Annotated in this window: 27 protein-coding genes and 1 pseudogene; 23 read left to right on the forward strand and 5 right to left on the reverse strand. The window is 71.3% G+C overall.

Annotated features, from left to right (window positions below):
• The 11 genes and pseudogenes from LW587_RS16295 to LW587_RS16345 form a co-directional block, all read left to right on the forward strand.
• Positions 1-204 (forward strand): annotated as a pseudogene (locus LW587_RS16295) (hypothetical protein); the annotation flags it as partial.
• A 124-nt stretch (positions 205-328) separates the two neighbouring features.
• Positions 329-1,591: a DUF1217 domain-containing protein gene (locus tag LW587_RS16300; protein WP_232630646.1), complete on the forward strand. Its 1,263-nt coding sequence runs from the start codon at positions 329-331 to the stop codon at positions 1,589-1,591.
• A 5-nt stretch (positions 1,592-1,596) separates the two neighbouring features.
• The gene (gene flgF, locus LW587_RS16305) at positions 1,597-2,322 is read left to right on the forward strand and encodes a flagellar basal-body rod protein FlgF (protein ID WP_232630647.1); all 726 of its coding nucleotides are present in this window, start codon (positions 1,597-1,599) and stop codon (positions 2,320-2,322) included.
• Positions 2,323-2,329: 7 nt separating this feature from the next.
• Positions 2,330-3,655, forward strand: coding sequence for a flagellar protein export ATPase FliI (gene fliI, locus LW587_RS16310; RefSeq protein WP_232630648.1), 1,326 nt, complete (start codon positions 2,330-2,332; stop codon positions 3,653-3,655).
• Positions 3,656-3,746: 91 nt separating this feature from the next.
• Positions 3,747-4,970: a flagellar hook protein FlgE gene (locus LW587_RS16315; protein ID WP_232630649.1), complete on the forward strand. Its 1,224-nt coding sequence runs from the start codon at positions 3,747-3,749 to the stop codon at positions 4,968-4,970.
• 180 nt (positions 4,971-5,150) lie between these two features.
• Positions 5,151-6,620 (forward strand): flagellar hook-associated protein FlgK, encoded by a 1,470-nt coding sequence (gene flgK, locus LW587_RS16320; protein ID WP_232630650.1) that lies wholly within the window; start codon positions 5,151-5,153, stop codon positions 6,618-6,620.
• 11 nt (positions 6,621-6,631) lie between these two features.
• Positions 6,632-7,669, forward strand: a complete 1,038-nt coding sequence (locus tag LW587_RS16325) for a flagellar hook-associated family protein (RefSeq protein WP_232630651.1) — start codon at positions 6,632-6,634, stop codon at positions 7,667-7,669.
• A 47-nt stretch (positions 7,670-7,716) separates the two neighbouring features.
• Entirely contained in the window at positions 7,717-8,067 is a 351-nt protein-coding gene (gene flaF / locus LW587_RS16330; protein WP_232630652.1) for a flagellar biosynthesis regulator FlaF, read from the forward strand.
• A gap of 10 nt (positions 8,068-8,077) precedes the next feature.
• A complete protein-coding gene (flbT, locus tag LW587_RS16335) occupies positions 8,078-8,626 on the forward strand; it encodes a flagellar biosynthesis repressor FlbT (protein ID WP_232630653.1) in 549 nt (182 codons plus the stop codon).
• The gene (gene flgD, locus LW587_RS16340) at positions 8,623-9,042 is read left to right on the forward strand and encodes a flagellar hook assembly protein FlgD (RefSeq protein ID WP_232630654.1); all 420 of its coding nucleotides are present in this window, start codon (positions 8,623-8,625) and stop codon (positions 9,040-9,042) included. Before flbT ends, flgD begins: the two co-directional genes overlap by 4 nt.
• 9 nt (positions 9,043-9,051) lie before the next feature.
• A complete protein-coding gene (locus tag LW587_RS16345) occupies positions 9,052-9,318 on the forward strand; it encodes a flagellar biosynthetic protein FliQ (RefSeq protein WP_232630655.1) in 267 nt (88 codons plus the stop codon).
• 364 nt (positions 9,319-9,682) lie between these two features.
• Here LW587_RS16345 and LW587_RS16350 read toward each other — a convergent pair whose 3' ends face one another.
• Positions 9,683-9,871: a hypothetical protein gene (locus LW587_RS16350; RefSeq protein WP_232630656.1), complete on the reverse strand. Its 189-nt coding sequence runs from the start codon at positions 9,869-9,871 to the stop codon at positions 9,683-9,685.
• A 426-nt stretch (positions 9,872-10,297) separates the two neighbouring features.
• Between LW587_RS16350 and flhA the strand changes: the two genes are divergently transcribed.
• The 6 genes from flhA (at position 10,298) to LW587_RS16380 (ending at position 14,913) form a co-directional block, all read left to right on the forward strand.
• On the forward strand, positions 10,298-12,379 hold the full coding sequence (gene flhA, locus LW587_RS16355) for a flagellar biosynthesis protein FlhA (protein WP_232630657.1): 2,082 nt from the start codon (positions 10,298-10,300) through the stop codon (positions 12,377-12,379).
• Entirely contained in the window at positions 12,376-13,146 is a 771-nt protein-coding gene (gene fliR / locus LW587_RS16360) for a flagellar biosynthesis protein FliR (RefSeq protein WP_232630658.1), read from the forward strand. The genes flhA and fliR overlap by 4 nt, the downstream gene beginning before the upstream one ends.
• A gap of 4 nt (positions 13,147-13,150) precedes the next feature.
• Positions 13,151-13,561, forward strand: coding sequence for a hypothetical protein (locus LW587_RS16365; RefSeq protein WP_232630659.1), 411 nt, complete (start codon positions 13,151-13,153; stop codon positions 13,559-13,561).
• An 86-nt stretch (positions 13,562-13,647) separates the two neighbouring features.
• Positions 13,648-14,124, forward strand: coding sequence for a rod-binding protein (locus tag LW587_RS16370; protein ID WP_232630660.1), 477 nt, complete (start codon positions 13,648-13,650; stop codon positions 14,122-14,124).
• 6 nt (positions 14,125-14,130) lie between these two features.
• Positions 14,131-14,460 (forward strand): flagellar protein FlgN, encoded by a 330-nt coding sequence (locus tag LW587_RS16375; protein ID WP_232630661.1) that lies wholly within the window; start codon positions 14,131-14,133, stop codon positions 14,458-14,460.
• Between the two features lie 6 nt (positions 14,461-14,466).
• A complete protein-coding gene (locus tag LW587_RS16380) occupies positions 14,467-14,913 on the forward strand; it encodes a hypothetical protein (RefSeq protein WP_232630662.1) in 447 nt (148 codons plus the stop codon).
• Positions 14,914-14,940: 27 nt separating this feature from the next.
• Here LW587_RS16380 and LW587_RS16385 read toward each other — a convergent pair whose 3' ends face one another.
• Positions 14,941-15,102, reverse strand: coding sequence for a hypothetical protein (locus tag LW587_RS16385; protein ID WP_232630663.1), 162 nt, complete (start codon positions 15,100-15,102; stop codon positions 14,941-14,943).
• Positions 15,103-15,826: 724 nt separating this feature from the next.
• Between LW587_RS16385 and LW587_RS16390 the strand changes: the two genes are divergently transcribed.
• The gene (locus LW587_RS16390; RefSeq protein WP_232630664.1) at positions 15,827-17,377 is read left to right on the forward strand and encodes a 2-isopropylmalate synthase; all 1,551 of its coding nucleotides are present in this window, start codon (positions 15,827-15,829) and stop codon (positions 17,375-17,377) included.
• Between the two features lie 183 nt (positions 17,378-17,560).
• A complete protein-coding gene (gene ilvD / locus LW587_RS16395; RefSeq protein WP_232630665.1) occupies positions 17,561-19,396 on the forward strand; it encodes a dihydroxy-acid dehydratase in 1,836 nt (611 codons plus the stop codon).
• An 84-nt stretch (positions 19,397-19,480) separates the two neighbouring features.
• Here the strand turns inward: ilvD (LW587_RS16395) and LW587_RS16400 are convergent, their stop codons facing one another.
• Positions 19,481-20,320 (reverse strand): transglutaminase-like domain-containing protein, encoded by an 840-nt coding sequence (locus LW587_RS16400; RefSeq protein WP_232630666.1) that lies wholly within the window; start codon positions 20,318-20,320, stop codon positions 19,481-19,483.
• Between the two features lie 290 nt (positions 20,321-20,610).
• Here LW587_RS16400 and LW587_RS16405 point away from each other — a divergent pair, with 290 nt between their 5' ends.
• The 4 genes from LW587_RS16405 to LW587_RS16420 all read left to right on the forward strand — a co-directional run bounded on the left by LW587_RS16405 (position 20,611) and on the right by LW587_RS16420 (position 23,197).
• The gene (locus tag LW587_RS16405; protein ID WP_232630667.1) at positions 20,611-21,411 is read left to right on the forward strand and encodes a heme ABC transporter permease; all 801 of its coding nucleotides are present in this window, start codon (positions 20,611-20,613) and stop codon (positions 21,409-21,411) included.
• Between the two features lie 11 nt (positions 21,412-21,422).
• The gene (gene ccmD / locus LW587_RS16410) at positions 21,423-21,575 is read left to right on the forward strand and encodes a heme exporter protein CcmD (protein ID WP_232630668.1); all 153 of its coding nucleotides are present in this window, start codon (positions 21,423-21,425) and stop codon (positions 21,573-21,575) included.
• Positions 21,572-22,201: a DsbE family thiol:disulfide interchange protein gene (locus tag LW587_RS16415; protein WP_232630669.1), complete on the forward strand. Its 630-nt coding sequence runs from the start codon at positions 21,572-21,574 to the stop codon at positions 22,199-22,201. Before ccmD ends, LW587_RS16415 begins: the two co-directional genes overlap by 4 nt.
• Positions 22,202-22,303: 102 nt before the next feature.
• Positions 22,304-23,197, forward strand: coding sequence for a dihydrodipicolinate synthase family protein (locus LW587_RS16420; protein WP_232630670.1), 894 nt, complete (start codon positions 22,304-22,306; stop codon positions 23,195-23,197).
• Between the two features lie 4 nt (positions 23,198-23,201).
• Here the strand turns inward: LW587_RS16420 and LW587_RS16425 are convergent, their stop codons facing one another.
• Positions 23,202-24,092: a tetratricopeptide repeat protein gene (locus tag LW587_RS16425; RefSeq protein WP_232630671.1), complete on the reverse strand. Its 891-nt coding sequence runs from the start codon at positions 24,090-24,092 to the stop codon at positions 23,202-23,204.
• The gene (gene ilvD, locus LW587_RS16430) at positions 24,079-25,809 is read right to left on the reverse strand and encodes a dihydroxy-acid dehydratase (RefSeq protein ID WP_232630672.1); all 1,731 of its coding nucleotides are present in this window, start codon (positions 25,807-25,809) and stop codon (positions 24,079-24,081) included. The genes LW587_RS16425 and ilvD (LW587_RS16430) overlap by 14 nt, the downstream gene beginning before the upstream one ends.
• Positions 25,810-25,971: the final 162 nt, after the last annotated feature.

The following is a 25,971-nucleotide window of genomic DNA, read 5'->3' on the forward strand; positions in this document are numbered from 1 at the left end:
CGACCGCTCCCGGCGACCGCGGGGGCCTATGCCCTGCGCGGCGTCGCCGACGGGGTCGCCACCCTGGACGGGCCCGACGGCCCGCGCAGGGCCCGGCTCGGCAGCGTCCTGCCCGGCGCTGGCCGCGTCCTCTCGATCCGCCGCACGGGCGCGGGCTGGATGGTCATCACCACCGAGACCATCATCGGGCCCGCCTCCCTGTGATCGACGCCGCCGCACCGCGTCGGCGCGGGCAAGCCTGGGACAAGCGAGGCCGCCTAGAGGCTGAGGGGCATCCCGGCCCGCGCGTTCCCGCCGGCGCCGCCGACCCCGCCCGGAGGGCCCGTCCGTGACCGACACCCTCACGAGCTACCGGCTGATCGCCCGGGACCTGCCGACCGCCCTGAAGCGGAAGGCCGCCGATCCCGTGATCGCCCGGGAGACCGCGTATTACGAGGCCCATATCGGCAAGGTGAAATCGATCGACGATCTCTTCGCCGACCCGCGCCTCTACGCCTACGCCATGAAGGCCCACGGCCTGGAGGAGATGACCTACGCCAAGGCCTTCATGCGCAAGGTCGTGAGCGAGGGCGTCGATGGCCGCGCGAGCTTCGCCAGCCGCCTGGCGGACGACCGCTACGTCGCCTTCGCCCAGGCCTTCCGCTTCGGCGGGACCGCCTCCGCCGCGGGCCGGGACCCGGCGACCTTCGGCCTCGCCGCCACCGCGGCGACCCTGAGCGCGAGCCAGGCCCTGCCCGAGACCACCGATTTCAGCGGCCCGCGCGCGGCCCGCTTCCTCGTCGAGTCGCGTCTCGAGGCCGGAACGACCCGCTCGGTCACGATCACCCTCGACGCCAAGACCCTCGCGGGCCGCGTCGACGACCTGACCCAGGTGAGCCGCGAGCAGATCGCCGCCGCGATCAACGCCCAGATCGTGGCCTCGGGCGCGGAGGGCCTCGCGGGCACGGTCCAGGTCGGCGTCGGCGTCGACAAGGCCCTGTTCTTCGAGACCACCGCCGTCTCCGACCTCGGCGTCGACGAGGCCGTCGGCGGCATCGGGGCGAATGCCGACCGGACGGTCGCCGCGGGCGGGGCCGGGCGCACCCTCTCGATCCGCAACGTCGCGCTCGCCGATCCCCTCGGGACCGCGGTCGATCTCGGCTTCGGCACCGGGCTCGGGCCGGACGGCATGGCCCGCAGCGTCACCGAGGCCTATCTGCAGCAGGCGCTGGAGAGCGATGCGGGGGCGGAGGATACGGGGGTGCGCCTCGCCCTCTACTTCGCCCGCAAGGCGCCGACCCTCCTGAGTGCCTACGACATCCTGGGCGACGCGGCCCTGAGCCAGGTCGCCAACACGGTGTCCGGCCTGCCGGCCACCAGCGGGGCCGCCACCAGCGAGGCGCTGACCCGCCGCGCGGCGCTGATCGCGTCGAAGGTCGACATCGCGAGCCTCAAGGACCCGGTCAAGCTCGACGCCTTCGTGCGGCGCTTCGCGGCGATCTGGGACGCGCAGAACAACACGCAGACCGCCCCCATCCTCGCCCTGTTCTCGGCGGGCGGGATCGATGCCGAACTCCTGGCCAGCGTCCAGACCACGCGGGGCACGAGGTAGGCGCCATGCAGAGCAGCCTCTACGTCGCGCTCTCGAGCCAGATCGCCCTCGAGAAGCGCCTGACCACCACCGCCAACAACGTCGCCAACATGGCGACCGCGGGCTTCCGCGCGGAGGAGATCAAGTTCGCCGAGCTTCTCGGCCGCTCGAACCGCGGCGAGGTCGCCTTCGTCGGCCCGGGCACCAACACGATCTCCCGCGCCGCCGGCCCCACGACGAAGACCGAGGCGCCCCTCGACGTCGCCGTGCAGGGCGACGTCTGGCTCGCCGTCTCCGGGCCGAAGGGCACGCTCTACACCCGCGACGGGCGCTTCACGATGGACGCCACCGGCCAGATCCGCACCCTCACGGGCCTGCCCGTGGTCGATCCCGGCGGCGGCCCGGTCCAGCTCGACCCGCAGGCGGGCCCGCCGACGATCGGGCGCGACGGCAGCCTCTACCAGAACCGCAACCAGGTCGGCGCCATCGGCCTGTTCACGATCGATCGCAAGGCCGCTCTCGCGCGGGGGCCCGACAACACCGTCTCCGCCTCGATCCCGGGCCGGGCGGTGCAGGATTTCACCCGGGTCGGCATGATCCAGGGCTACGTCGAGGGCGCCAACGTCAACCCGATCCTGGAGATGACCAAGCTCATCGCCATCCAGCGCGCCTTCGAGAGCGCGGCCTCCATGACCTCGGAGGCCGACAACACGCTCACGGGCGCGGTCAAGACCCTGGGACCGCAGGGATAGCCGCGCCATGACGAACGCCATCGAGCGCCTGGAACGGGCGATGGAGGAAGGCCGCCGCGACCTCGCCCCGGTGCGGATCGCCGGGCCCGTGCGCGAGGTCACCGCGAGCGCCGCCCGGGTCGCGGGCGTCTCCGCCTTCGTGCGGCTCGGCGACCGCATGGGCTTCTCGGCGGAGGGCCGCACCCAGATCGGCGAGGTCGTGCGCATCGACGCCGCGGGCGCGACCGTGAAACCCTTCGAGAGCCGCATCGAGGCCGGGATCGGCAGCCTCGCCCACCGGATCGGCCCGGCACGGCTGCGGCCCTCGCCGGCCTGGAAGGGCCGCGTCATCGACGCCCTCGGGCGGCCCGCCGACGGGCTCGGGCCCCTGCCCGAGGGCGCGGCCGACGTACCCCTCGACGCCGACCCGCCCGCCGCCATGACCCGCGCCCGGGTGCGCCGACCCCTGTCCACGGGGGTGCGGGCGGTCGACCTGTTCACGCCGCTCTGCGCCGGCCAGCGCATCGGCATCTTCGCGGGATCCGGCGTCGGCAAGTCGACGCTGCTCGCCATGCTGGCCGGCGCGCAAGGGTTCGACAGCGTCGTCGTGGCGCTGGTGGGCGAGCGCGGGCGCGAGGTGCGCGAATTCCTCGAAGGCCCGATCGCCGCCGCCCGCGACCGCGCCGTCATCGTCGTCTCCACCGGCGACGAGAGCCCGATGATGCGCCGCCAGGCGCCGAAGGTGGCGCTCGCGGTGGCCGAGGCCCTGCGCGACCGCGGCGAGTCGGTGCTGCTCATCGTCGATTCGGTGACCCGCTACGCCCATGCCGCCCGCGACGTGGCCCTGGCGGCCGGCGAGCCGGCGGTCGCCCGCGGCTACCCGCCGAGCGTCTTCTCGGACCTGCCGCGCCTCCTCGAGCGCGCCGGACCCGGCGTGGACGGGGCCGGCACCATCACCGGGATCTTCTCGGTGCTCGTCGATGGCGACGACCACAACGACCCGGTCGCCGACTCGATCCGCGGGACGCTCGACGGCCACGTCGTGCTCGACCGCGCCATCGCCGAGCAGGGGCGCTACCCGGCGATCGACCTTCTGGGCTCGATCTCGCGGCTCGCCGGCGAGGTCTGGACCGGCGACCAGCGCGAACTGGTGCGCAAGCTCAAGGCCATGATGGCCCGCTTCGAGGAGACGCGGGACCTGCGCCTCATGGGTGGCTACCGCGCCGGCAGCGACCCCGACCTCGATCAGGCGGTCACCCTGGTGCCGCGCATCTACGAGGCGATGCGGCAGGAGCCCGGCCAAGCGCCGAGCCGCGACGCCTTTCTCGAACTCGCCCAATCCCTGCGGGGATGAGCGACGTGCCCCCCGATCACCCCTCCCTCAGCCCCGCGCAAGCGACACGGTGTCCATTGCGCCCAAGATTTCAGAAGAACGAGGTGTCCGCATGAGTCTCATCGGCGTGCTCCGCACCGGTGTTTCCGGGATGAACGCCCAGTCGAACCGTATCTCGACGGTGGCTGAGAACATCCAGAACGCCGGCACCACCGGCTACAAGCGCACTTCGACGGAATTCTCGTCGCTGCTGCTCGAGTCGGCCGATTACGGCAACTACAACTCGGGCGCCGTCGAGACGACGATCCGCCGTTCCGTCGGCGAGGGCGGCCCGATCTCCTCCACCACCTCCGACAGCGACCTCGCCATCAGCGGCAACGGCTTCTTCGTGGTGAAGGACAATGCCGGCGCGCCGTTCCTGACCCGGGCCGGCAACTTCGTGGTCGATGGTCCGACCGGCAACCTCGTCAATGCCGGCGGCTTCACCCTGATGGGCTACAGCCTCGCCAACGGCGAGCCGAACCCGGTGCTCAACGGCATCGCCGACCTCGAGCCGATCAACGTCTCCCGCATGGGCCAGGAAGCGCGCCCGTCGCTCGCCGGCACCATCAACGGCAACCTCTCCTACGAGACGCCGGTCTCGGCCAGCGCCCCGCCGGCGGTGGCGACCTTCTCCAAGAAGAGCTCGCTCAAGGTCTTCGACAATGTCGGGCAGGCCAAGATCCTCGACGTCACCATGACGAAGACCGGCGCCAACACGTGGTCGGTGAGCTTCTACGACCAGGCCGCTCCCGCGACCTTCCCGGCCACGCCCCTGCGCACGACCACCCTGACCTTCGACGCCAACGGCAAGGTGGCGACCGGCGGCTCGACCACGGTCGCGGTTCCGAACGGGCGCACCATGTCGATCGACCTGTCGGCGGTCACCCAGCTCTCCGGCGACTACGCCCTGTCGGGCACCGCCGACGGTTCGGCCCCGACCGCCGTGACCGGCACCGCCTTCGGCAACGACGGCACGGTCTACGCGCTCTACGCCGACGGCACCCGCAAGGCCGCCTTCAAGGTGCCTCTCGCCGATGTCGCGAGCCCGGACAACCTGAGCCCGCGGGCCGGCAACATCTTCACCACCAGCGTCGATTCCGGCGACATCCAGGTCGGCTTTGCCGGAGAGAACGGTCGCGGCGCCATCAAGTCCCGCGCCCTCGAGCAGTCGAACGTCGATGTCAGCACCGAGCTGACCACGATGATCGAGTCGCAGACGGTCTACACCGCCAATTCCAAGGTGTTCATGACCGGCAACGAGATGCTCGAGACCCTGATGAACCTCAAGCGCTGACGCGCCCATCCCGCCGGCCGCGCCACCGGGCGCGCCCGCCGCGTCCGACCGCGGGGCGCGCGAACCGAGGACCGACGGTCCGGTTCGCGCGGCCCCGGCGGGTGACCACCGCCCCGCTTGCCCGGGGACCCTCGACGACGACGCGTCGTCGACGGGGATCCGATGTCCAGGAACCGACCGATGGGTCTCTCCCTCGCGCTCAACACGGCGCGCGCCTCCCTCGCGGCCACGTCGAACCAGATCGCCGTGTCCGCCCGCAACGTCGCGGGCGCGACCGATCCCGGCTATTCGCGCAAGATCGCCGCCCTCGTCACCACCGGGTACGGCGGTGCGGCGGTGAGCGTGACGCGGGCCACCGACGCCGCGCTCTACGCCCGCACGCTCGCGGCCCAATCGGGCGCGGCCCGCGGCGAGGCCTTGCAGGACGGCCTCGCGCGGCTCGCCCAGACCGTCGGCGACACGACCGACCGGACGGCCCCCGCCGCACGGCTCGCGACCTTCGAGGCCGCGCTCCAGGCCGCCGCCAACCAGCCCGACAGCCCCGATCTCGCCCGGAATGCGGTCGAGGCCGCCCGCGCCCTCGCCGGCAGCCTCAACGAGGCGGCGAACGCGGTCCACGCCGTGCGGGCGGAGGCCGACGGGGCCATCGCCGACGCGGTGGCGCGCCTCAACGATCTGCTCGGCCAGTTCGACCGGGCCAACGGCGCCGTCCAGCGCGGGCTGGCGCTCGGCATCGACGCCACCGATGCCCTGGACGACCGCGACCGCATCCTCACCGCGCTCTCGCAGGAGATCGGCGTCACGGCGGTGGCCCGCGAGGGCGGCGACGTGGCCCTCTACACCGATGGTGGCGTGCCCCTCTACGAGCGGGGGCCCCGCACCGTCACCTTCACGCCGACCTCAACCTTCGCGGCGGGCACGTCCGGCGGCGCCGTGGTGATCGACGGCGTTCCGGTGACCGGCGCCACCTCGCCGATGCCGCTCGCCTCCGGCCGCCTCGCCGGGCTCGCCGAGCTGCGCGACCGGGCGGCGCCCGCCTACGAGGCGCAGCTCGACGCCATGGCCTCCGGCCTGATCACGGCCTTCATCGAGACCGACGCGGTCGGGGTCGACAGCGGCCGGCGCGCCGGCCTGTTCACGAACGGTGCGAGCGCGGCGGTGCCCGCCAGCACCGCGGCCGGGCGCCTCGGCCTCGCCAGCCGGATCACGATCAACGCGGCGGTCGATCCGGCCCGGAGCGGCAACGTCGCGCTCCTGCGCACCGGCGGCATGAACGGCAGCGACTACCGGGATCCGGCCGCGGGGACCGACGTCGCCTATTCCGGACGCCTGCGCGGCCTCGCCACGGCGCTCGGGCAGGCGCGCACCTTCGACGGGTCGCTCGGCCTCGGCACCTCCCTGACGCTGGGCGACTTCGCCGAGGCCTCCGCCGGCTGGCTCGAGGGCCGGCGCAAGGACGCCACGGAGGCGGCCTCCTACCAGACGACCCTGCTGGCGCGGGCGAACGAAGCGCTCTCCAACGTCGCCGGCGTGAACGGCGACGAGGAGACCGCCCTGACGCTCCAGCTGGAGCGCTCCTACACCGCCTCGGCCAAGCTCATCTCGGTCGTCAACGACCTCCTCAAGACCCTCCTCGACGCGGTGCGGTGAGTGCTCACGCCATGATGACCACCGGCTTCATCTCCAGCCTCAACCTCTGGAACGCCCCGCGCACCGGCGCCTCCCGGCTCCAGGCGGAACTCGCCGAGGCGACCCGCGAGATCGCCACGGGACGCCACGCCGATGTCGGCGCGACGCTCGGCAGCGGCGTGTCGCAGGCCTTCAGCCTGCGCCGGCAGGGCGCCGTCCTCGCCGCGCTCACCCAGGGCAACGCCGCCGCCGCGCTCCGGCTGGAGACGAGCCAGGCGGCGCTCAAGGACATCCAGGCCGGGGCCGACGCGACCCTCAAGGAGCTCGTCGGCCTGCCCGCCGACCAGCGCGCGGCGGCGGTCGCGGCCTCCGCCAAGGAGCGGCTCGCGGCCCTGACCTCCGCCCTCAACACCGGCGCGGGCGGCCAATACGTGTTCGGCGGGACCGATGCGGGCGCGGCGCCGCTGAGCCCCTATGAGAGCAGCCCGACCTCGACCGCCCAGACGGCGGTGCAGGCCGCCCTCGCGACCGCCTTCCCGACGGGCCCGGGCAACGCCACCGCGGCGCAGATGACCGCCTTCCTCGACGGCCCGCTCGCCGCCCAGTTCACCGAGGCCAGCTGGACGACGAATTGGTCGGGGGCGTCGAGCCGCCCCCTCACCACCCGCATCTCGCTGACCGAGACCGTCGCGACCTCGGCGAGCGCCAATGCGCCGCCGCTGCGCGACCTCGCCATGGCCTACGTCATCGGCTCCGGTCTCGACCTGTCGGCCTTTCCCGCGGAGGCGCAGAGCGTCGCGACCGGCCGGATGATGGATCTCCTCGGCAGCGCCAGCCGCGGCCTCGTGACGTTGCAGTCCGATCTCGGCCGGACCCAGGCCCGCATCACCGAGGCGAACACCCGCATCACGACGCAGACCGCCCTGCTGAACGGGCGGATCAACACCCTGGAAGCGGTCGATCCGGCGGAGGCCAAGTCGCGGGTCGATGCCCTCTCGACCCAGATCCAGATGTCCTACGGGCTGACCGCGCAGCTGCGCAGCCTCAGCCTGATCAACTACGTCTCGTAACCCGCCCGCTTCCGCATCCCGACCGAATCCATGGAGTATCGGCCCCGATGTACCGCCTGTCCTATTCCGAGATCCTGGACGATGCGCCCGATCTTGGCCGCGAGCGCGAGCGCGAGGCCTTCGACCGGGCCATCGGCCTGCTGCGCACGGCCGAGGCAAGGGGGAACCATGCCGGCCCGGCCCGCGCCGAGGCGGTGGGCTACGTGCAGGACCTCTGGAACGTGCTGATCTCCGATCTGCTCGATCCCGAGAACGGCCTGCCCGAGGGCCTGCGCGCCGATCTCGTCTCCATCGGCATCTGGACGATGCGCGAGGCCGGCGAGGTGCTGAGCGCGCCCGAACGCAGCCTCTCGGCGCTGATCGAGGTCAACGCCTCGATCCGCGACGGCCTGCGCTGAGCGCCCCGGCATGACCCGGGAGAGCAGGACGGCGGAGAAGCCCGCGGGCCGGACCATGCACTTGAACCTGCGGGCCGGCGAGCGCGTCTACATCAACGGCGCCGTGGTGCGGGCCGACCGCAAGGTCTCGCTCGAATTGATGAACGACGCGACCTTCCTGCTAGAGGGCCACGTCCTGCAGGTGGAGGAGGCGACGACGCCGCTCCGCCAGCTCTACTTCGCGGCCCAGACCATGCTGATCGAGCCGGCCCAGGCCGGCCCCGCCCGCGCCCTCTACGGCGGGCTCGAGGAGGGCATCCTGGCGGTCACCACCGAGCCGGCGATCCTGGCCGGGCTGCGGGCCGCCCAGGCCCTGGTCGCGGCGGGCCGCCCGTTCGAGGCCCTCAAGATCATCCGGGGGCTCTTCCCCGTCGAGGCCGCCCTCATCGACGGAGCCGTCCCCGCGCCGGCTCCCGCGGAGGCGCCGGTCCCCGCCGTCCGGCTCACCCCCCGCCGCCAGCCCGCGAACCGGCCGCTTCGCGCCGCCCCCTCCCTCGACAAGGCCCGCCCGATCCCATGAGCGTCACCATTCCGAGCGGCAGCGCCGCCACTTCCGCGACAACGACGACGGGCGCCGCCGCCAAGGCGGCGACTTCGGTCGCCTCGAAGATGAACGCGGACACCTTCCTGACGCTGCTCATGGCCCAGCTGCAGAACCAGGACCCGACGAAGCCGATGGACTCGACGGAGTATGTCGGCCAACTCGCGACCTTCTCCCAGGTGGAGCAGGCCACCAAGACCAACCAGAAGCTCGATTCGCTGCTCTCGGCGAGCTTCCTCGATCAGGCGGACGCCATCATCGGCCGCACCATCACCTCGGACGACGGCACGGTCTCCGGCATCGTCGAATCGGTGCGGGTGACGAGCGACGGCGCGGTGGCCAAGCTCAAGGACGGCCGCGAGATGCTCCTCGCCTCCGGCATCTCGATCAGCTAATCCCCCACGATGAACGAGGTCGACGCCCTCGAACTGGTCCGCTCGGCGATCTGGACCGTGCTGGTCGGTGCCGGCCCCTCGGTCGGGGCCGCGATGGTGATCGGCATCGTCGTCGCCCTGGTCCAGGCGCTCACGCAGATCCAGGAGGTGACGCTCACCTTCGTGCCGAAGATCGTCGCGATCCTGCTGGTGCTGCTCGTGACCGGCACCTTCGTCGGCGCGCAAATCAACGCCTTCGCCGAGATGACCTACGGGCGGATCGCGACGGGGTTCTGAGTGTCCCTCACAAAACTCCCGCTGCGGCATCGCGCCTGCAGGGGAAACCGGCGGCGAACGGGAGCTTTGCGAGCCACTCTAAGCCGGATGCGAAGGGGCGGGACCGGGTGGGGAAAGCTGTCGAGACTTGACCACCCGGTCCCTGGCGGAGCCTTCACCTTGGGAAGGAAAAAGCTTCGACGTCGCCACAATATCACATGTTCGCGACAATCCGGGAGGGCCGAAACGGCGTGTTCGTCCCGCGCCGGACGCATCGTGCACCGTTTTCAATGGTTTCGACCCCGAGAGGTTCCCACCTCCCGCGCCCGGACGTCTGATTCCCCAGGGCCCCGACTGGCCCGGACGGCCGGGGCCCTGAGCCGGCTCAATCCTCGAGCCTGTTCAGGTGCCGCAGGGCGGCGAGAGGGTACAGGAAGCCGAGGAGGAGCGCGCTCAGGCCGACCAGCCCGGGTTCGGTCTGGAAGTCGTGCCAGGTCACCTCGAGGGACTCGGCCCGGCTGAGGCGATCGTCGTGATCGTAGAGCTTCATGCCGGGCAGGAAGAACCCGAGCATGACCAGCGAGGCCGCGGGCGTGTTCGGGAACGTCGCCCGGTAACGGATCCGATCGTTGCGCGCGTTCTTGCTGATCAGCCGCGCGGGCCGTGTCTGTCTCAGCCGAGCCTCTCTCCGGGGCGCCGACGACCCGCGCCGGGGATCGGCCGGCGCGAGGCGGGCCACCACGGCGGCTGGACCTGCGAAGGGAAAGGGGCGGAGACCGGTCGCGCGCGATGCGCCGCGCCGCCGAGGCGAGCGGGTTCCACGGAAGGCCGGTCCCGGGCTGTATGCCCGCGCACATCACCCCGCGCACATCACCGTGCCGTTGACCGTGCCGTTGGCCGCCCCCATGGCCCGCGCGGGGGCGTCGGGCCGGGGGCCCGCCCATCCCCGCGCAAGCTTGCTGCGCCAAGACCGCGCCATGAGGCGGGCAGCGGTGTCGACATGGCGGTGAGCGAGGCGCTCGTCCTGGAGAAGAAGTCGCGGCGGGATTTCGGCTTCGCGGCCGGCATCGTCGCGATCCTGGCGGTGCTGTTCCTGCCGGTCCCGGCCATCCTGATCGATATCGGCCTGGCCTTCTCGATCGCGCTGTCGGTGCTGATCCTGATGGTGGCGCTCTGGATTCAGAAGCCGCTCGAATTCTCCGCCTTCCCCACCGTCCTGCTGATCGCGACGCTCCTGCGGCTCGCCCTCGGCATCGCCACGACGCGCCTGATCCTAGCGAACGGCCAGAAGGGCGTGGACGCGGCCGGCCACGTCATCCAGGGCTTCTCGCAATTCGTGATGAGCGGCGATTTCGTGATCGGAATCGTCGTCTTCATGATCCTGATCACCGTCAACTTCCTCGTCATCACCAAGGGCGCGACCCGCATCGCGGAAGTGGGCGCCCGCTTCACCCTCGACGCCATCCCCGGCAAGCAGATGGCGATCGACGCCGACCTGAATGCCGGGCTGATCGACGACAAGGAGGCCCAGCGCCGCCGCCGCGAACTGGAGGAGGAGAGCGCCTTCTTCGGCTCGATGGACGGTGCCTCGAAATTCGTGCGCGGCGAGGCGGTGGCCTCGCTCATCGTCATCGCGGTCAACGTCTTCGGCGGCATCATCATCGGCACGACCCGCCACGGCATGCCGCTCGGTCAGGCGGCCGATGTCTTCGTAAAACTGTCGGTCGGCGACGGCCTCGTCTCGCAGATCCCGGCGCTCATCGTCTCGCTCGCCGCGGGCCTCCTCGTCTCGAAGGGTGGCACCCGCGGCACCGCGGAAGAGGCGGTGATGGGCCAGCTCGGCGCCTATCCCCGGGCCCTGCTCGTCTCCGCCGTCCTGATGCTGCTGTTCGCCCTGGTGCCGGGCCTGCCCTTCCTGCCCTTCATGGCGCTGTCGGGCCTGATGGGCTTCATGGCGATCACGATCCCCCGGCGCCGCGCCGCGGCGGTCGCCCTCGCCGCCGCCAAGGTCCGGCACACCGAGGAGGCCAAGCAGGCCGAGGTCAAGGATTCGGTCAAGGAGCAGCTCAAGACCCCGGAGATCGAACTCTGCCTCGGCCGGCAGGTCTCGGCGCAGATCCAGACGAGCCATGCCGAGCTGCAGCACCGCGTCGCCAAGATGCGCCGCAAGTTCGCGCGCCAGTACGGCTTCGTCGTGCCCGACATCCGGCTCAGCGACAGCCTGACCCTGCCGCCGAAGAGCTACCAGATCCGCATCCACGGCACGGTGGCGGCGACGCAGGAGATGCGGCCGGGCGAGCTCCTGGTCGTCGTCGGCGACGGGCCGCAGCCCGACGTGCCCGGCGAGGAGGTGCGCGAGCCCGCCTTCGGCATGAAGGCGCTCTGGGTGGTCGACGCCTATGCCGGCGAGGTGCGCCGCTCCGGCTTCGAGGCGATCGACGGCGCCTCCGTCCTGCTGACCCACCTCTCGGAGGTGATCCGCAACAACCTGCCCCAGTTCCTGTCCTACAAGGACATGCGCGCGCTGCTCGACCGGCTCGACCCCGAATACAAGCGCCTGCTCGACGAGATCAGCCCGTCGCAGATCTCGCAATCCGGCCTTCAGGCGGTGCTGAAGCTCCTGCTCTCCGAGCGGGTCTCGATCCGCAACCTCCATCTGATCCTGGAGGCGGTGGCCGAGATCACCCCGCATGCCCGTCGCGCCGAGCAGATCGCCGAGCACGTGCGGATGCGCGTCGCCCAGCAGATCTGCGGGGATCTGGCCGAGGACGGCACGCTCCACGTGCTCCGGCTCGGCACCAACTGGGACCTGACCTTCCACCAGAGCCTCAAGCGCGACGCCAAGGGCGAGGTGATCGAGTTCGACATCGATCCGCGCCTCGTCGAGCAGTTCGGCGCCGAGGCCGGCGCGGCGATCCGGGAGCGGATGCGGCAGGTCCACGCCTTCGCCCTCGTCACCGCGCCGGATGCGCGGCCCTATGTGCGCATGATCATCGAGCGCATCTATCCGACGCTGCCCGTGCTCTCGCATCTGGAGATCGCCCGCGGCGTCGAGATCAAGTCGCTGGGCACCATCTCGTGATCTTAGGGTTCGGCAGCCTGCTCGGCGGCGATGCCCTTCTGGCGACCTTCCTGATCTTCTGCCGCATCGGCGGCTGCCTCCTCATCGTGCCGGGCCTGTCGAGCCCGCGCGTGCCGGTGCAGGTGCGCCTCCTCATCGCGGGGGGCGTGTCGCTCGCGGTCACCCCGCTGCTGCTGCCGCTGTTCCAGGGCCGGCTGCCGGGGCAGGCGCCCACCGATACCCTGGCCTGGATCGCCAGCGAGACCGTGACCGGGCTCACCATCGGCCTGCTCGGACGCATCTTCGTCTTCGTGCTGGAAACCGTGATGAACGCCGTCTCGACCATGGTCGGCTTCGGCAGCATGCCGGGCACGCCGGTGGAGGGCACCGAGGCGATCCCCGCGGTCGAATCGCTCGTCGTCTTCAGCGCGATCGCCCTGATGTTCGCCGCCGACCTGCACTGGGAGCTGTTTCGCGGGCTGATCGATTCCTACACCCGCATCCCGCCGGGCGAGGGCCTCGGCACGCAGACGGCGCTGGTGCGCATCACCGACCAGATCGGCGAGGCCTTCACCCTGTGCCTGCGCATCGCCGCGCCGTTCGTGATCTACGCGGTCGCGGTCAACCTCGCGGCGGGCTTCGTGAACAAGCTCACGCCGACGATCCCGGTCTATTTCGTCGCCACGCCGTTCGTCATGTTCGGCGCGCTGATCCTGCTCTATTCCCTGTCGAGCGAGTTCCTGGCGCAGTTCCTCGCCGGCTACCTCGCCTGGCTGCGTCGGGGCTGAGGCGATGTCCGCAGGCGACCTCGCCAAGCGCCTCAAGCGCGCCGAGCGGCTCACGGCGGTGCAGGAGCAGATGCGCCGCGCCGCCGAGTGGCAGCTCGCCCAGACCCGGCGCGACGCCGAGGCCGTCGAGGCCGACCGGGCGGCCCTGCTCGCGGCCCTGGGCGGGTCGAGCCACGGCCACCTCTTCCTGGAGGCCGCCAACCGGCGCCTGCGCGCCATCGCGGCCCGGGCGACGGAGCTGGAACAGGTCGCGGCCCGCGAGGCCGAGGCCGTGCGGGAGCAGGGGCTGGCGCAGAAGCGGGCGGAACTCGGCGCCGAGCGGGTCGGCGACCTGCTCCGGCGCGAGCGCGAGCGGGTCGAGGGGATCGAGCGGCTCGACGGGCTCGCCCAGCCCCGCGACGCAAGCCTCCCGTAAGCCAGGGGGGCTACAGCCTCGGAGGCAAGGGGCGGCGAACCGCGATCGCCGCCTCCCCGATCGCCCCTGACGGACGAAGTCGCGCGATGAGCATCCGCCCCCCCTCCGACATCGTGATGGATGTCGCCCGCGCCGCCGATCCGGCCCGCTACCAGGAAGCGGCGTCCAAGCTGTCGCAGCCGGGTGATCCGGCCGCCTTCGCCGGCGTCGCCGCCGAGGCCGCCCGCGAGGTCGGGATCAGCCTCCATATGCCCCTCGACGCCCGCGGGGCGTTGACCGGCCTGAAGAACGACACCGCGCTCAAGGGCGCCTCCGACCCCTATCGCAAGTTCGAGGGGCAGGTGTTGCAGCAATTCGTCGAGGCGATGCTGCCCGACAAGTCCGAGACGGTCTACGGCAAGGGCAATGCCGGCGGCATCTGGAAGTCGATGCTGGCCGAGCAGCTCGGCCAGCAGATCGCCAAATCCGGCGGCATCGGCATCGCCCGGATGCTGGAGGCCGCCCGTCCGAACAAGGCGCCGACGCTCGCCCCCGCGGCGACGGGCGTGGCCGGAAAGGTCTGATCCGCGATGCTGCTCGAATCCCTCAAGCGGTTGGAGGCCACCATCGAGGCCGAGACCGAGGCGCTCCTCGCCAATGCCGAGATCGACATCGAGTCGGTCAACCGCGCCAAGAGCCAGAGCCTGCTCGAACTGACGCGGCTCGCCCGCGGCGTGCGGCCCGAGCAGATCGATGCCGGCACCGGCATCGTGCTCGCCCGCCTGCACGACAAGCTCCTGCGCAATCAGCACGCAGTCGCCCAGCATCTGCGGGCGGTGGAGGAGATCGGCGACACCCTCGCGGCGACCCTTCAGGCCGCGGAATCCGACGGGACTTACTCGGCGCGCCTCGGGCGGTAGGATCCCATGCGCGTCCTCGTCACCGGCCTGTGGATCTGCGCCGTCACCATCGCCTCGTGCTACGCGGCGGTGACCTTCGGCGACGGGTTTTTTGCCAAGAAGACCGAGCCCTATCTGGAGGGCCTTCAGTACCAAAAGCTCGCCCCCATCAACATTCCGATGGTGGCGGAGGGCAAGGTGCAGGGCTACGTGATCGCGGTGCTGGTCTTCACAGCGGACGCGAAGCTGATGCACACGTTGCCGGTCGCTCCGAATGCCTTCGTGGTGGACGAGGCGTTCCGACAGATCTACGGCGACGCTACGATCGATTTCCGAAAGCTCGCCCGCTACGACATCAACGGTCGGCTCGCCCAAATCCGGGCCAAGGTCAACGAGCGTCTGGGCTCCGACGTGGTCAAGGACGTGCTGGTGGACGAGCTGAATTTCGTCGCCAAGCGCGAGGTGCGCTCCTGACGCCGTCAGGAGCGCCGGACCAAGGCCTCAGCTGGCGGCGGGCGCCGGGAGGGACTTGTTGAAACGCCGCGGGGCCGGCTTGGCCTTCGGCTGCGGATCGAGCTTGCCGACCAGCATCCGCTTCACGCGCTGATTGAAATCTTCCGTCGTGACGGTCTGCGCCGCACCGTTGCTGTTGGTCTGGTTCATCAGAGGGCCCGCTTCGCTGCCAAGGATCGTCGCCCAAGGCACGGAATTGCGCGGAGGACAGAGTTGATATGGGGTGCCGCGCTCCGGAAACGACCCCCTCGGCCGTGCAAAGCGCGGAACGGGCCCTCGGGGCTTGGCGCCCCGTTCCGGCCCGGGGCCTCCGAATCACGGCCGCGCGGGAGCGCGGCGCGGCGGATCGGTCGCCCCCCGGAGCCCGGGATCGGCTGCGGGCGCCACAACTTTCGCTCGACTCCGAGCTCGCCGCAGGATCGCTCCGGGCGCGTCGGCCGGCGCTCCTGTAAGGACGGCTCAAGGATGAAGGGGCCCGCAAGGCTTCTGTGCGCCTCGCCGTGCTGTACGAGCGCGACCCTTCGGCATCGGACGCAACGAGCCCGATCGGCCGCTTGTCAGCGGTCGCCCGCACCGATACATACCCGCATCTCGGCCGACGCGGAGCCCCGTGCTCCCGCGCGCCGACTTCGTGAGGAGAGACGAGCCGTGGCCTGTGCCGGCTCCGCGCCAACGACGAGCCCGGCCGCCGACGCGGTCGCGCGGTCGCGCGCCCTCCTGATCGCCGGTCTTCTCCTTACCCGCCCCTGAGGGCCGTCCGGGCGTGGGCCTGGGCTCTCAGGGGAGCGATGTCCGAAGACGCATCGAAACCGGGTTTCAGGCGCCGGCCCCTCCTACAGGGCCCCGTGCGCGCCGACGAGAAGGCAGAACCACCATGACCGACCCCAAGGACCGCGTCGTCATCTTCGACACGACGCTGCGCGACGGCGAGCAATGCCCCGGCGCCACCATGACGCTGGACGAGAAGCTGGCGGTGGCCGAGCTGCTCGACGGGATGGGCGTCGACATCATCGAGGCCGGCTTCCCCATCGCCTCCAACGGTGACTTCGAGGCCGTTTCCGAGATCGCCCGGCGCGCCCGGCGCGCCACGGTCGCCGGCCTCGCCCGCGCCATCCCCGCCGACATCGCCCGCGCGGGCGAGGCCGTGCGGCATGCCCAGCGCGGCCGCATCCACACCTTCGTCTCGACCTCGGCGATCCACCTCGCCCATCAGATGCGCAAGACGCAGGATGAGGTGATCGAGATCATCCTGCGCACCGTGGCCCAGGCCCGCGACCTCGTCGAGGACGTGGAATGGTCGGCCATGGACGCGACGCGGACCGACATCGAGTATCTCTGCCGCTGCGTCGAGACCGCGATCCGCGCCGGCGCGACCACCATCAACCTGCCCGACACCGTCGGCTACGCCACGCCGCAGGAATACGGCGCCATGTTCCGTCAGGTCCGCGAGCGCGTGCCGAACGCCGACAAGGCGATCTTCTCCGTCCATTGCCACGACGATCTCGGGCTGGCGGTGGCCAATTCGCTGGCGGGCCTGGAGGGCGGCGCCCGCCAGATCGAGTGCACCATCAACGGCATCGGCGAGCGGGCCGGCAATGCGGCGCTGGAGGAGATCGTCATGGCGATCCGGACCCGGGCCGACGTGATGCCCTACGAGACCGGCATCGACTCGACCATGCTGACCCGCGCCTCGAAGCTCGTCAGCCACGCGGCGAACTTCCCGGTCCAGTACAACAAGGCCATCGTCGGCCGGAACGCCTTCGCCCACGAGAGCGGCATCCACCAGGACGGCATGCTCAAGCATTCCGAGACCTACGAAATCATGACCCCGGCCTCCGTCGGCCTGTCCCGCACCTCCCTGGTGATGGGCAAGCATTCCGGCCGGGCGGCCTTCAAGTCGAAGCTCGGCGAGCTGGGCATCACCCTGTCGGACAACCAGTTCCAGGACGTGTTCGAGCGTTTCAAGGATCTGGCCGACCGCAAGAAGCACGTCTACGACGAGGATATCGAGGCGCTGGTCGATCAGAACCTCGCCACCGCCCATGATCGCATCAAGCTGGTCTCGCTGTCGGTGATCGCGGGCACGCGGGGGCCGCAGCGCGCCACGATGAAGATCGAGATGGACGGGCGCACCTTCACGGAAGAGGCCGACGGCAACGGCCCGGTGGACGCGGTCTTCAACGCGATTCACGCCATGGTGCCCCACGACGCGGTGCTGGAGCTCTATCAGGTCCATGCCGTGACCGAGGGCACCGACGCCCAGGCAGAGGTCTCGGTCCGGCTCAAGGCCGGCGAGCGCTCCATGACGGCCCGCGGCGCCGATCCGGACACGCTGGTGGCCTCGGCCAAGGCCTATCTCTCGGCGCTCAACAAGCTCTCCGCCGCCTCGGTGCGGCTGCACGCCCAGCACGCCGCGGTGGTGTGATCGCCCGCCCTGTCACCGCGCGCGGCCGGGACGCTCTCCCGCGTCACGACCGCGCCGGACCGTGCGGAGCCCTTGGACCAGCCCTTGGATCACCCTTCGGATCGCATCGGCTCCGCCGCGCGGTGACGGGCGCGGCGCCCCCGACGCGCCTCACGACCTGACGACACGAGAAGTCCCCCACCCATGCCCGCTTACCGTTCCCGCACCACCACCCACGGCCGCAACATGGCCGGCGCCCGCGGCCTGTGGCGCGCCACCGGCATGAAGGATTCGGATTTCGGCAAGCCGATCATCGCGGTGGTGAACTCGTTCACGCAGTTCGTGCCCGGCCACGTCCATCTCAAGGATCTCGGCCAGCTCGTCGCCCGCGAGATCGAGCAGGCCGGCGGTGTGGCGAAGGAATTCAACACCATCGCGGTCGATGACGGCATCGCCATGGGCCATGACGGAATGCTCTACTCGCTGCCGTCCCGCGAACTGATCGCCGATTCCGTCGAGTACATGGTCAACGCGCATTGCGCCGACGCCATGGTCTGCATCTCGAATTGCGACAAGATCACCCCCGGCATGCTGATGGCGGCGCTCCGCCTCAACATCCCGGCGGTGTTCGTCTCCGGCGGGCCGATGGAGGCCGGCAAGGTCGTGATGAACGGCGTCACCCGCACGTTCGACCTCGTCGACGCCATGGTGGCCGCCGCCGACGACCGGGTCTCGGACGAGGACGTCGCCGTCATCGAGCGCGCGGCCTGCCCGACCTGCGGCTCGTGCTCGGGCATGTTCACGGCCAATTCCATGAACTGCCTCACCGAGGCACTCGGGCTCTCGCTGCCCGGCAACGGCTCGACGCTCGCGACCCATGCCGACCGCAAGCGCCTCTTCGTCGAGGCCGGCCACCTGATCGTCGATCTGGCGCGCCGCCACTACGAGCAGGACGACGCGAGCGTGCTGCCGCGCGCGATCGCGTCCTTCGCCGCGTTCGAGAACGCGATGACCCTCGACATCGCCATGGGCGGCTCGACCAACACGGTGCTGCATCTCCTCGCCGCCGCGCATGAGGGCGAGGTGCCCTTCACCATGGCCGATATCGACCGGCTCTCGCGCCGGGTGCCGGTGCTGTGCAAGGTCGCCCCGGCGGTCGCCGACGTCCACATGGAGGACGTGCACCGGGCCGGCGGGATCATGGCGATCCTCGGCGAGCTCGACCGGGCCGGGCTGATCGACCGCGGCGTCGGCCATGTCGAGGCCGGGACGCTCGGGGCGGCCCTCGACCGCTGGGATGTGATGCGGACGCGCAGCGAGACCGTGCAGACGTTCTTCCGCGCCGCGCCGGGCGGCGTGCCGACCCAGGTCGCCTTCAGCCAGAGTTCGCGATGGGACGAACTCGACCTCGACCGCGCGGGCGGCGTCATCCGCGACGCCGCGCACGCCTATTCCCGGGATGGGGGCCTCGCCGTGCTCTACGGCAACCTCGCGGAGGAGGGCTGCATCGTGAAGACCGCCGGGGTCGATGCCTCGATCCTCACCTTCACCGGAACCGCCCACGTGTTCGAGAGCCAGGACGCGGCGGTCGACGGCATCCTCAACGGGCGGGTCAAGGCCGGGGAGGTGGTGCTGATCCGCTACGAGGGCCCCCGCGGCGGCCCCGGCATGCAGGAGATGCTCTATCCGACGAGCTATCTGAAATCGAAGGGCCTCGGCAAAGCCTGCGCGCTGGTCACCGACGGGCGCTTCTCCGGCGGCTCCTCGGGCCTGTCGATCGGCCACGTCTCGCCGGAGGCCGCCGAGGGTGGGCTGATCGGCCTCGTGGAACAGGGCGATCCCATCGAGATCGACATCCCGAACCGCCGCATTCATCTGGCCGTGGACGACGCGGTCCTGGCCGAGCGCCGGGCCACCCGCGATGCCGAGGGCTGGCGCCCGGCGAGCCCGCGCAAGCGCAAGGTCAGCACGGCGCTGCGCGCCTACGCGATGCTGGCGACCTCCGCGGCCAAGGGAGCCGTGCGGCGGCTGGACGAGTAAGCCGCTGGGGGCAGACCCTTCCCCTCTCCCCGCCGACGGGGCGAGGGGATGCGCATCCGCCTCGCGGATCGACCGCGCGGCGTTCTACGCCGCCCGGCCGAGCCGCGCGGTATCCGCCTCCGTCACCGCATCGGTGTGCACCTCGAACCGGACGAGCCGCGCCGCGCCGAAACTCGTCGAGAGGGCACAATCGGTGGCGTCGCGGCCCCGGGCCATGACGATGCGGCCGATGCGGGGCGTGTTGTGGCGCGCGTCGAAGGTGTACCAGCGCCCGTCGAGATAGACCTCGAACCACGCCGAGAAATCCATCGGGTCGGGCACGGCGGGCACGCCGATATCGCCGAGATAGCCCGTGCAGTAGCGCGCCGGGATGTTCATGCAGCGGCAGAACGCGATGGCAAGGTGGGCGAAGTCGCGGCACACCCCGACCTGCTGGGTGTAGCCGTCATGGGCCGTGCGGGTGGCATCGGCCTTCTGGTAGTCGAAGCGGATGCGGGCGTGGACGAAGTCGACGATCGCCTGTACCCGCGCCCAGCCCTCCGGCGTCTGGCCGAACAACTGCCAGGCCGTGTCGCCGAGCCGGTCGGTGTCGCAGTAGCGGCTCGCCAGGAGGAACGGCATCACCGCGTCCGGCAGTTCGTGCACCGGCATCTGGCGGGCGTCCGGCGCCACGGGATCGGGCAGGCCGGAATCCTCCACGAGGAAGTCCGCCGACAGGGTGATGCGGCCGGCGGGCGCCAGGATGCGGGTGCAGACGTTGCCGAAGGCATCCAGGGACTGGCGCTGGGACACCTGCGGGTCGGTCGCGAGGCTCTCCGGGCTGCGCAGATCCCGCTGCCGGGACGGGTGGACGCTCAGGAGCAGGGACATCGGGGTCGGGGCGACGGTCTCGAAGGTGATGTCGTAACCCGTGCGGATGAGCATGTCCGTGCCTTGCAATGGTCGCGGCAAGAATGTCGGTCGCGCAGGCGGCCGAGGGTGTGCCGGCGGGCCGGGGATCCGGTCCCGCGAGGAATTCAGCCAGTAAGCGTCCTGACTTCGAGACGTTCCCGCTCGGCACTGCACAAATGTTGCGCATGATGACGCTCGGCCTGGCCCAGCCGTCCAGCCGCTTACCCTCCAACGCCCGATCCGGAGCGTCCAACCGTCGCTCGAACAGCCGCGCGCGAGAGGCGCATTGCTGGTGCGGCGCAGCAAGCGGTAAGGATGAGCCCATGTGGACCGCCCTCTGGAACCGCCTCGCCCAACCGGGCCATTTCCTGCGCTGGTCGGGCGCGGCGCTGCCATGGCTCGCCGGCCTCTCGGCCGCGCTTCTGGCGCTCGGGCTGTATCTGACCTTCTTCGTGGTCCCGCCCGACTACCAGCAGGGCGACACCGTGCGGATCATGTACGTGCACGTGCCGGCGGCCGTGCTCGGCATGGGCTTCTACGCCGCGATGACCCTGTCGGCGATCGGCTCGCTGGTCTGGCGCCATCCGCTCGCCGACGTGTCGCAGCGCGCCGCCGCGCCGATCGGCGCCGCCTTCACCCTGATCTGCCTCGTCACCGGCTCGCTCTGGGGCAAGCCGATGTGGGGCACCTACTGGGTCTGGGATGCGCGGCTGACCTCGATGCTGGTGCTGTTCCTGATCTATTGCGGCATCATCGCCCTGTGGCGCACCATCGAGGATCCGAGCCGGGCGGCGCGGGCCGTCAGCATCCTGACGCTGGTCGGCGCCGTGAACCTGCCGATCATCAAGTTCTCGGTGAACTGGTGGTCGACCCTGCATCAGCCGGCCTCGATCCTGCGCATGGGCGGGCCGTCGCTGCATTCCTCCATGCTCTACCCGCTCCTCGAGATGATCCTGGCGATGACGCTGCTCGGCGTGACCCTCCACCTCCAGGCGATGCGGACCGAGATTCGCCGACGCCGGGTGCGGGCCCTGCTGATCCGGCAGGCCGAGCGGCTGGATGCGGGGGCGCAGGGCCCCGTCGCCCGGGCGGCGGCGCCGCTGCCCATGGGGCAGGCGATCTGAGCGGGATGACCATGGAATTTGGACCCTACACCGCCTTCATCGCGGGCTCCTACGGCTTCGCCGCCCTCGTGCTCGGGGCCCTGATCCTCAACGGCTGGCGGGACGGACGGGCCCAGGCGAGGGCCCTCGCCGAACTCCAGGGCGAGGGGGGAGACAGGTCGTGAGCGCGCCCAAGACGGTTGAAGCGAAGACGATCCCCGAGCCGCCCCCCGAGCGGCCCCGGCGCTCGCTCCTCGTCCTGCTGCCGGTCGTCGTCTTCGCGGTGCTGGCGCTCGTCTTCCTCGTGCGCCTGCGCTCGGGTGCCGATCCGCAGGCGCTTCCGTCCGCCCTGATCGGCAAGCCGGTGCCGGCCTTCGCCCTGGGGCCCGTGCCGGGTCTCCAGGCCCAGGGCCGGCCGGTGCCGGGCCTGTCCAGCGCCGACCTGAAGGGGCAGGTGACGGTCCTCAACATCTTCGCCTCGTGGTGCGCCCCCTGCCAGATCGAGCACCCGATGCTGATGCGGCTGGCCCAGGAGCCCGGCATCCGGCTGGTGGGCATCGACTACAAGGACCCGGGCGATGCCGGGCGGCGCTGGCTGGAGCGCCACGGGCTGCCCTTCGCGGCGGTCGGCGCCGACCCGTCGGGCCGCACCGGGATCGACCTCGGGGTCTACGGCGTGCCCGAGACCTTCATCATCGGCCCCGACGGCACCATCCGCGACAAGCTCGTCGGCATCGTCACCCCCGAGAACTACGCCAGCGTGCTGGAGCGCATCCGCGCCGTGGGCCGGGCCGCGCCCGCCACGAACTGACCGGTCGGACGAAGGGACCCGTCTCGCCTTGGGCGCCGGAGATCGGCCGGTTCCGAGGGGGCGATTGACCGCGCCTGCGGCCCCGCCCATCCTGGCGCGGCGATGACCCTGTTTTCCGGCCTCTCCGCCTTCCCGATCACCCCCGCCTCGCCCGAGGGCGTCGTCGATACCGGGGCGCTGCGGCGGCTGGTGGCGCCGCTCGCCGCCGCGGGCGTCGACTCGGTCGGGCTCCTGGGCAGCACCGGGACCTATGCCTACCTGACGAAGGGGGAGCGCCGCCGGGCGCTCGATGCCGCCCTCGACGCGGTCGGGGGCCGCGTGCCGCTCCTCGTCGGCGTCGGGGCGTTACGCACCGACGCGGCGGTGGCTTTGGCCCGTGACGCGCGCGATGCGGGCGCGGCGGCGGGCCTGCTCGCGCCGGTCTCGTACACGCCGCTCACCGAGGACGAGGTGTTCGCGCATGTCGCCACGGTCGCGCGGGAGAGCGGCCTGCCGCTCTGCTTCTACGACAACCCGGCCACCACCCATTTCCGCGTCACGCCGGCGCTGGTCGGGCGCCTCGCTCGGGTGCCCGGCCTCGTGGCGCTGAAGAGCCCGGCCCCCGCGGCGGGGGCGGTCGCTGCCCATCACGCAGGCCTGCGGGCCGCGGTGCCGGAGGGGTTCTCGATCGGCTATAGCGGGGATTGGCACGCCGCCGAGGCGCTGCTGGCCGGGGGCACGGCGTGGTACGGCGTCGCCGCGGGCCTGTTTCCGCAGCCCTGCCTCGCCCTCGCCCGGGCGGCGCAGGCGGGTGACGCCGCCACGGCCCGTGCCCTGAACGCCCGGCTCGAACCGCTCTGGGCTCTGTTCCGCGCCCATTCGAGCCTGCGGGTGATGTACGCGGCGGCCGAGATCCTGGGCGTTTGCCGCCCTGCGCTGCCGCTGCCGATCCAGCCCCTGGCGGAGCCGGTCCGGCGGGAGGTCGCCGCGGTGCTGGCGGCGCTCGAACCCGCCTGACCCTTCAGCGCCGGCGCCGGGTCGAGCCCGTCGAGAGCGACTGCGCCTGCGCCATCGCGTCGGTCCGGTCGGCCTCGCTCGCCGAGGACCAGGCCTTCTCGTAGAGATCGACGATCCAGGCGTCCGGTCCGCCCTGGGCGCCCGCCCGGGCGAGCGCCAGCCATGTGAGGCCCTTCACGGTCTGGCGCGGCATGCCGGTGCCGTTGACGAGCAGGTCGCCGAGCAGCGCCTGGGCCGGGCGGTGGCCCTTCTCGGCGGCGAGGTTGAACCAGCGCGCGGCCTTGCGCGGATCCTGCTCGACGCCGGTGCCGTCGAGGTAGAGCCGGGCGAGGTTGTACTGCGCGTTGGGGTCGCCGAAATAGGACGCCGCGTAGTTGAACATGTCGTAGGCGCGCTCGGGGTTCGAGCGCACGTAGGTGCCCTTGATCCCGTCGAGGAAATAGGCGCCGAGCGCGTTGAAGGCGCTCGCCACCACGCCGGAATTCGGCGTGTCGGAGGCGTCGTCGGTGTTGTCGTCGGCGATCCGCGAGAAATACTCGAACGCCTTGAGATCGTCCTGAGGCACCCCGTCGCCGGCGGCGTACATGCGGCCGAGCTTCCACAGCGCCAGGGTCTGTCCCTGGTTGGCAGCGTATTCCAGCGCCCGCACGGCGCCCTGCTTGTCGCCCGCATTGTAGTCGCGCACACCCGAGCGGAGCGCGTCGCGGCCCGAGCGGAACGCCTTGTCCGGCACCGGCGTGCGGGCGGTCGCGTCGAGCGCCGTCGTCGGCTCGTTGGCCGCGAGCATGAGCGCGAAGCCGAGGAATCCGGCGAGGAGACCCGCGCGGAACCGACCCGGATCGGCCCCGGCCGCCGGCCTCACGGGCCGGAGGGGGACAGTCCTAGATGTCGGCATAGGTCTGCGTCTCCGCCGCGCCGCCCGGATGGGTGACGGCGCCGTTCACCGCAGGCCCGACGGTCTGCGCATATTTCCAGAGGTAGCCGGAGGTCGCGGCGTGGCTCCGCGGCGTCCATTCGGCCCGGCGCTGCGCCAGCTCCGCGTCCGAGAGCGCCACGTCGAGGGTGCCCTTGATGGCGTCGAGGGTGATCAGGTCGCCGTCGCGCAGGAGGCCGATCGGCCCGCCGATCGCGGCCTCGGGGCCGACATGGCCGACGCAGAAGCCGCGGGTCGCGCCGGAGAAGCGCCCGTCGGTGATCAGGGCGACCTTGTCGCCCATGCCCTGGCCGTAGAGGGCGGCCGTGGTCGAGAGCATCTCGCGCATGCCGGGGCCCCCCTTCGGGCCCTCGTAGCGGATGACCAGAACCTCACCCGGCTTGTAAGTGCGGTTCTGCACGGCCTCGAAACAGGCTTCCTCGCCGTCGAAGACACGGGCCGGGCCGGTGAAGACCTGCTTCTCGGCCGGGATGCCGGCGACCTTCACGATGGCGCCCTCGGGGGCGAGGTTGCCCCTGAGGCCGACCACGCCGCCGGTGACGGTGATCGGGTTGTCGGCCGGGCGCACCACGTCCTGATCGGGGTTCCAGGCCACCTTGGCGAGGTTCTCGGCGATCGTGCGGCCGGTCACGGTGAGGCAATCGCCGTGCAGGTGGCCGTGGTCGAGCAGCGTCTTCATCAGGAGCGGGATGCCGCCGACCTCGAACATGTCCTTGGCGACGTAGCGCCCGCCGGGCTTCAGATCGGCGATGTAGGGCGTCTTGCGGAAGATCTCGGCCACGTCGAACAGCGTGAATTCGATGCCGCATTCATGCGCGATCGCCGGCAGGTGGAGCGCCGCGTTGGTCGAGCCGCCGGACGCCGCCACCGTCGCGGCGGCGTTCTCGAGCGCCTTGCGGGTGACGATGTCGCGCGGGCGGATGTTCTTGGCGATCAGCTCCATCACCTTCTCGCCGGCCGCGGCGCAGAACTGGTCGCGGATCTCGTAAGGGGCGGGCGCGCCGGCGGAGTAGGGCAAAGCGAGGCCGATGGCTTCCGAGACGGTCGCCATGGTGTTGGCGGTGAACTGCGCGCCGCAGGCGCCGGCCGAGGGGCAGGCGACCCGCTCCAGCTCGTCGAGATCGTCGAGGCTCATGTCGCCGACGGCGACCTTGCCGACCGCCTCGAACAGGTCCTGCACGGTGACCGGCCGGCCGCGGAAGGAGCCGGGCAGGATCGAGCCGCCATAGATGAAGATCGACGGCACGTTGAGGCGCACCATGGCCATCATCATGCCGGGAAGCGACTTGTCGCAGCCGGCGAGCCCCACGAGCGCGTCGTAGGAATGGCCGCGGATCGTCAGCTCGACCGAGTCGGCGATGACCTCGCGGGAGGGCAGCGAGGCGCGCATGCCGCCGTGGCCCATGGCGATGCCGTCGGTGACCGTGATGGTGCAGAACTCGCGCGGCGTGCCCCTGGCGGCGGCGACGCCCTTCTTCACGGCCTGGGCCTGGCGCATCAGCGAGATGTTGCAGGGCGCGGCCTCGTTCCAGCAGGAGGCCACGCCGACGAGCGGCTGGTGGATCTGCTCGGTGGTCAGGCCCATGGCGTAGAGATACGAACGGTGCGGCGCCCGTTCGGGCCCCTCCGTCACGTGCCGGCTCGGCAGCTTCGACTTGTCGGTCTGACGCGCGTCCATCGCTGATCTCGGCCCCGTTCCCTTACGCATCCGAGCCCGCGCGGCCGCGGGGGCGCGGCCTCACCGGAAAGCGTCCTTCGACACCCTCGAAACTCCGCGGTAAAGCGTTGGAGCGACAGCATTTACCGCGACCCCGGAAGTCGTCCCGGTTTATGGTGGGAT

Source organism: Methylobacterium sp. Leaf118 (assembly GCF_920984675.1).
GTDB lineage: Bacteria > Pseudomonadota > Alphaproteobacteria > Rhizobiales > Beijerinckiaceae > Methylobacterium.

Coding starts and splice junctions, on each gene's coding strand:
- flgF (WP_232630647.1), top strand. CDS start 1,597: ATGCAGAGCAGCCTCTACGTCGCGCTCTCGAGCCAGATCGCCCTCGAG.
- fliI (WP_232630648.1), top strand. CDS start 2,330: ATGACGAACGCCATCGAGCGCCTGGAACGGGCGATGGAGGAAGGCCGC.
- LW587_RS16315 (WP_232630649.1), top strand. CDS start 3,747: ATGAGTCTCATCGGCGTGCTCCGCACCGGTGTTTCCGGGATGAACGCC.
- flgK (WP_232630650.1), top strand. CDS start 5,151: ATGGGTCTCTCCCTCGCGCTCAACACGGCGCGCGCCTCCCTCGCGGCC.
- LW587_RS16325 (WP_232630651.1), top strand. CDS start 6,632: ATGATGACCACCGGCTTCATCTCCAGCCTCAACCTCTGGAACGCCCCG.
- flaF (WP_232630652.1), top strand. CDS start 7,717: ATGTACCGCCTGTCCTATTCCGAGATCCTGGACGATGCGCCCGATCTT.
- flbT (WP_232630653.1), top strand. CDS start 8,078: ATGACCCGGGAGAGCAGGACGGCGGAGAAGCCCGCGGGCCGGACCATG.
- flgD (WP_232630654.1), top strand. CDS start 8,623: ATGAGCGTCACCATTCCGAGCGGCAGCGCCGCCACTTCCGCGACAACG.
- LW587_RS16345 (WP_232630655.1), top strand. CDS start 9,052: ATGAACGAGGTCGACGCCCTCGAACTGGTCCGCTCGGCGATCTGGACC.
- LW587_RS16350 (WP_232630656.1), bottom strand. CDS start 9,871: ATGCTCGGGTTCTTCCTGCCCGGCATGAAGCTCTACGATCACGACGAT.
- flhA (WP_232630657.1), top strand. CDS start 10,298: ATGGCGGTGAGCGAGGCGCTCGTCCTGGAGAAGAAGTCGCGGCGGGAT.
- LW587_RS16365 (WP_232630659.1), top strand. CDS start 13,151: ATGTCCGCAGGCGACCTCGCCAAGCGCCTCAAGCGCGCCGAGCGGCTC.
- LW587_RS16370 (WP_232630660.1), top strand. CDS start 13,648: ATGAGCATCCGCCCCCCCTCCGACATCGTGATGGATGTCGCCCGCGCC.
- LW587_RS16375 (WP_232630661.1), top strand. CDS start 14,131: ATGCTGCTCGAATCCCTCAAGCGGTTGGAGGCCACCATCGAGGCCGAG.
- LW587_RS16380 (WP_232630662.1), top strand. CDS start 14,467: ATGCGCGTCCTCGTCACCGGCCTGTGGATCTGCGCCGTCACCATCGCC.
- LW587_RS16385 (WP_232630663.1), bottom strand. CDS start 15,102: ATGAACCAGACCAACAGCAACGGTGCGGCGCAGACCGTCACGACGGAA.
- LW587_RS16390 (WP_232630664.1), top strand. CDS start 15,827: ATGACCGACCCCAAGGACCGCGTCGTCATCTTCGACACGACGCTGCGC.
- ilvD (WP_232630665.1), top strand. CDS start 17,561: ATGCCCGCTTACCGTTCCCGCACCACCACCCACGGCCGCAACATGGCC.
- LW587_RS16400 (WP_232630666.1), bottom strand. CDS start 20,320: ATGCTCATCCGCACGGGTTACGACATCACCTTCGAGACCGTCGCCCCG.
- LW587_RS16405 (WP_232630667.1), top strand. CDS start 20,611: ATGTGGACCGCCCTCTGGAACCGCCTCGCCCAACCGGGCCATTTCCTG.
- ccmD (WP_232630668.1), top strand. CDS start 21,423: ATGGAATTTGGACCCTACACCGCCTTCATCGCGGGCTCCTACGGCTTC.
- LW587_RS16420 (WP_232630670.1), top strand. CDS start 22,304: ATGACCCTGTTTTCCGGCCTCTCCGCCTTCCCGATCACCCCCGCCTCG.
- LW587_RS16425 (WP_232630671.1), bottom strand. CDS start 24,092: ATGCCGACATCTAGGACTGTCCCCCTCCGGCCCGTGAGGCCGGCGGCC.
- ilvD (WP_232630672.1), bottom strand. CDS start 25,809: ATGGACGCGCGTCAGACCGACAAGTCGAAGCTGCCGAGCCGGCACGTG.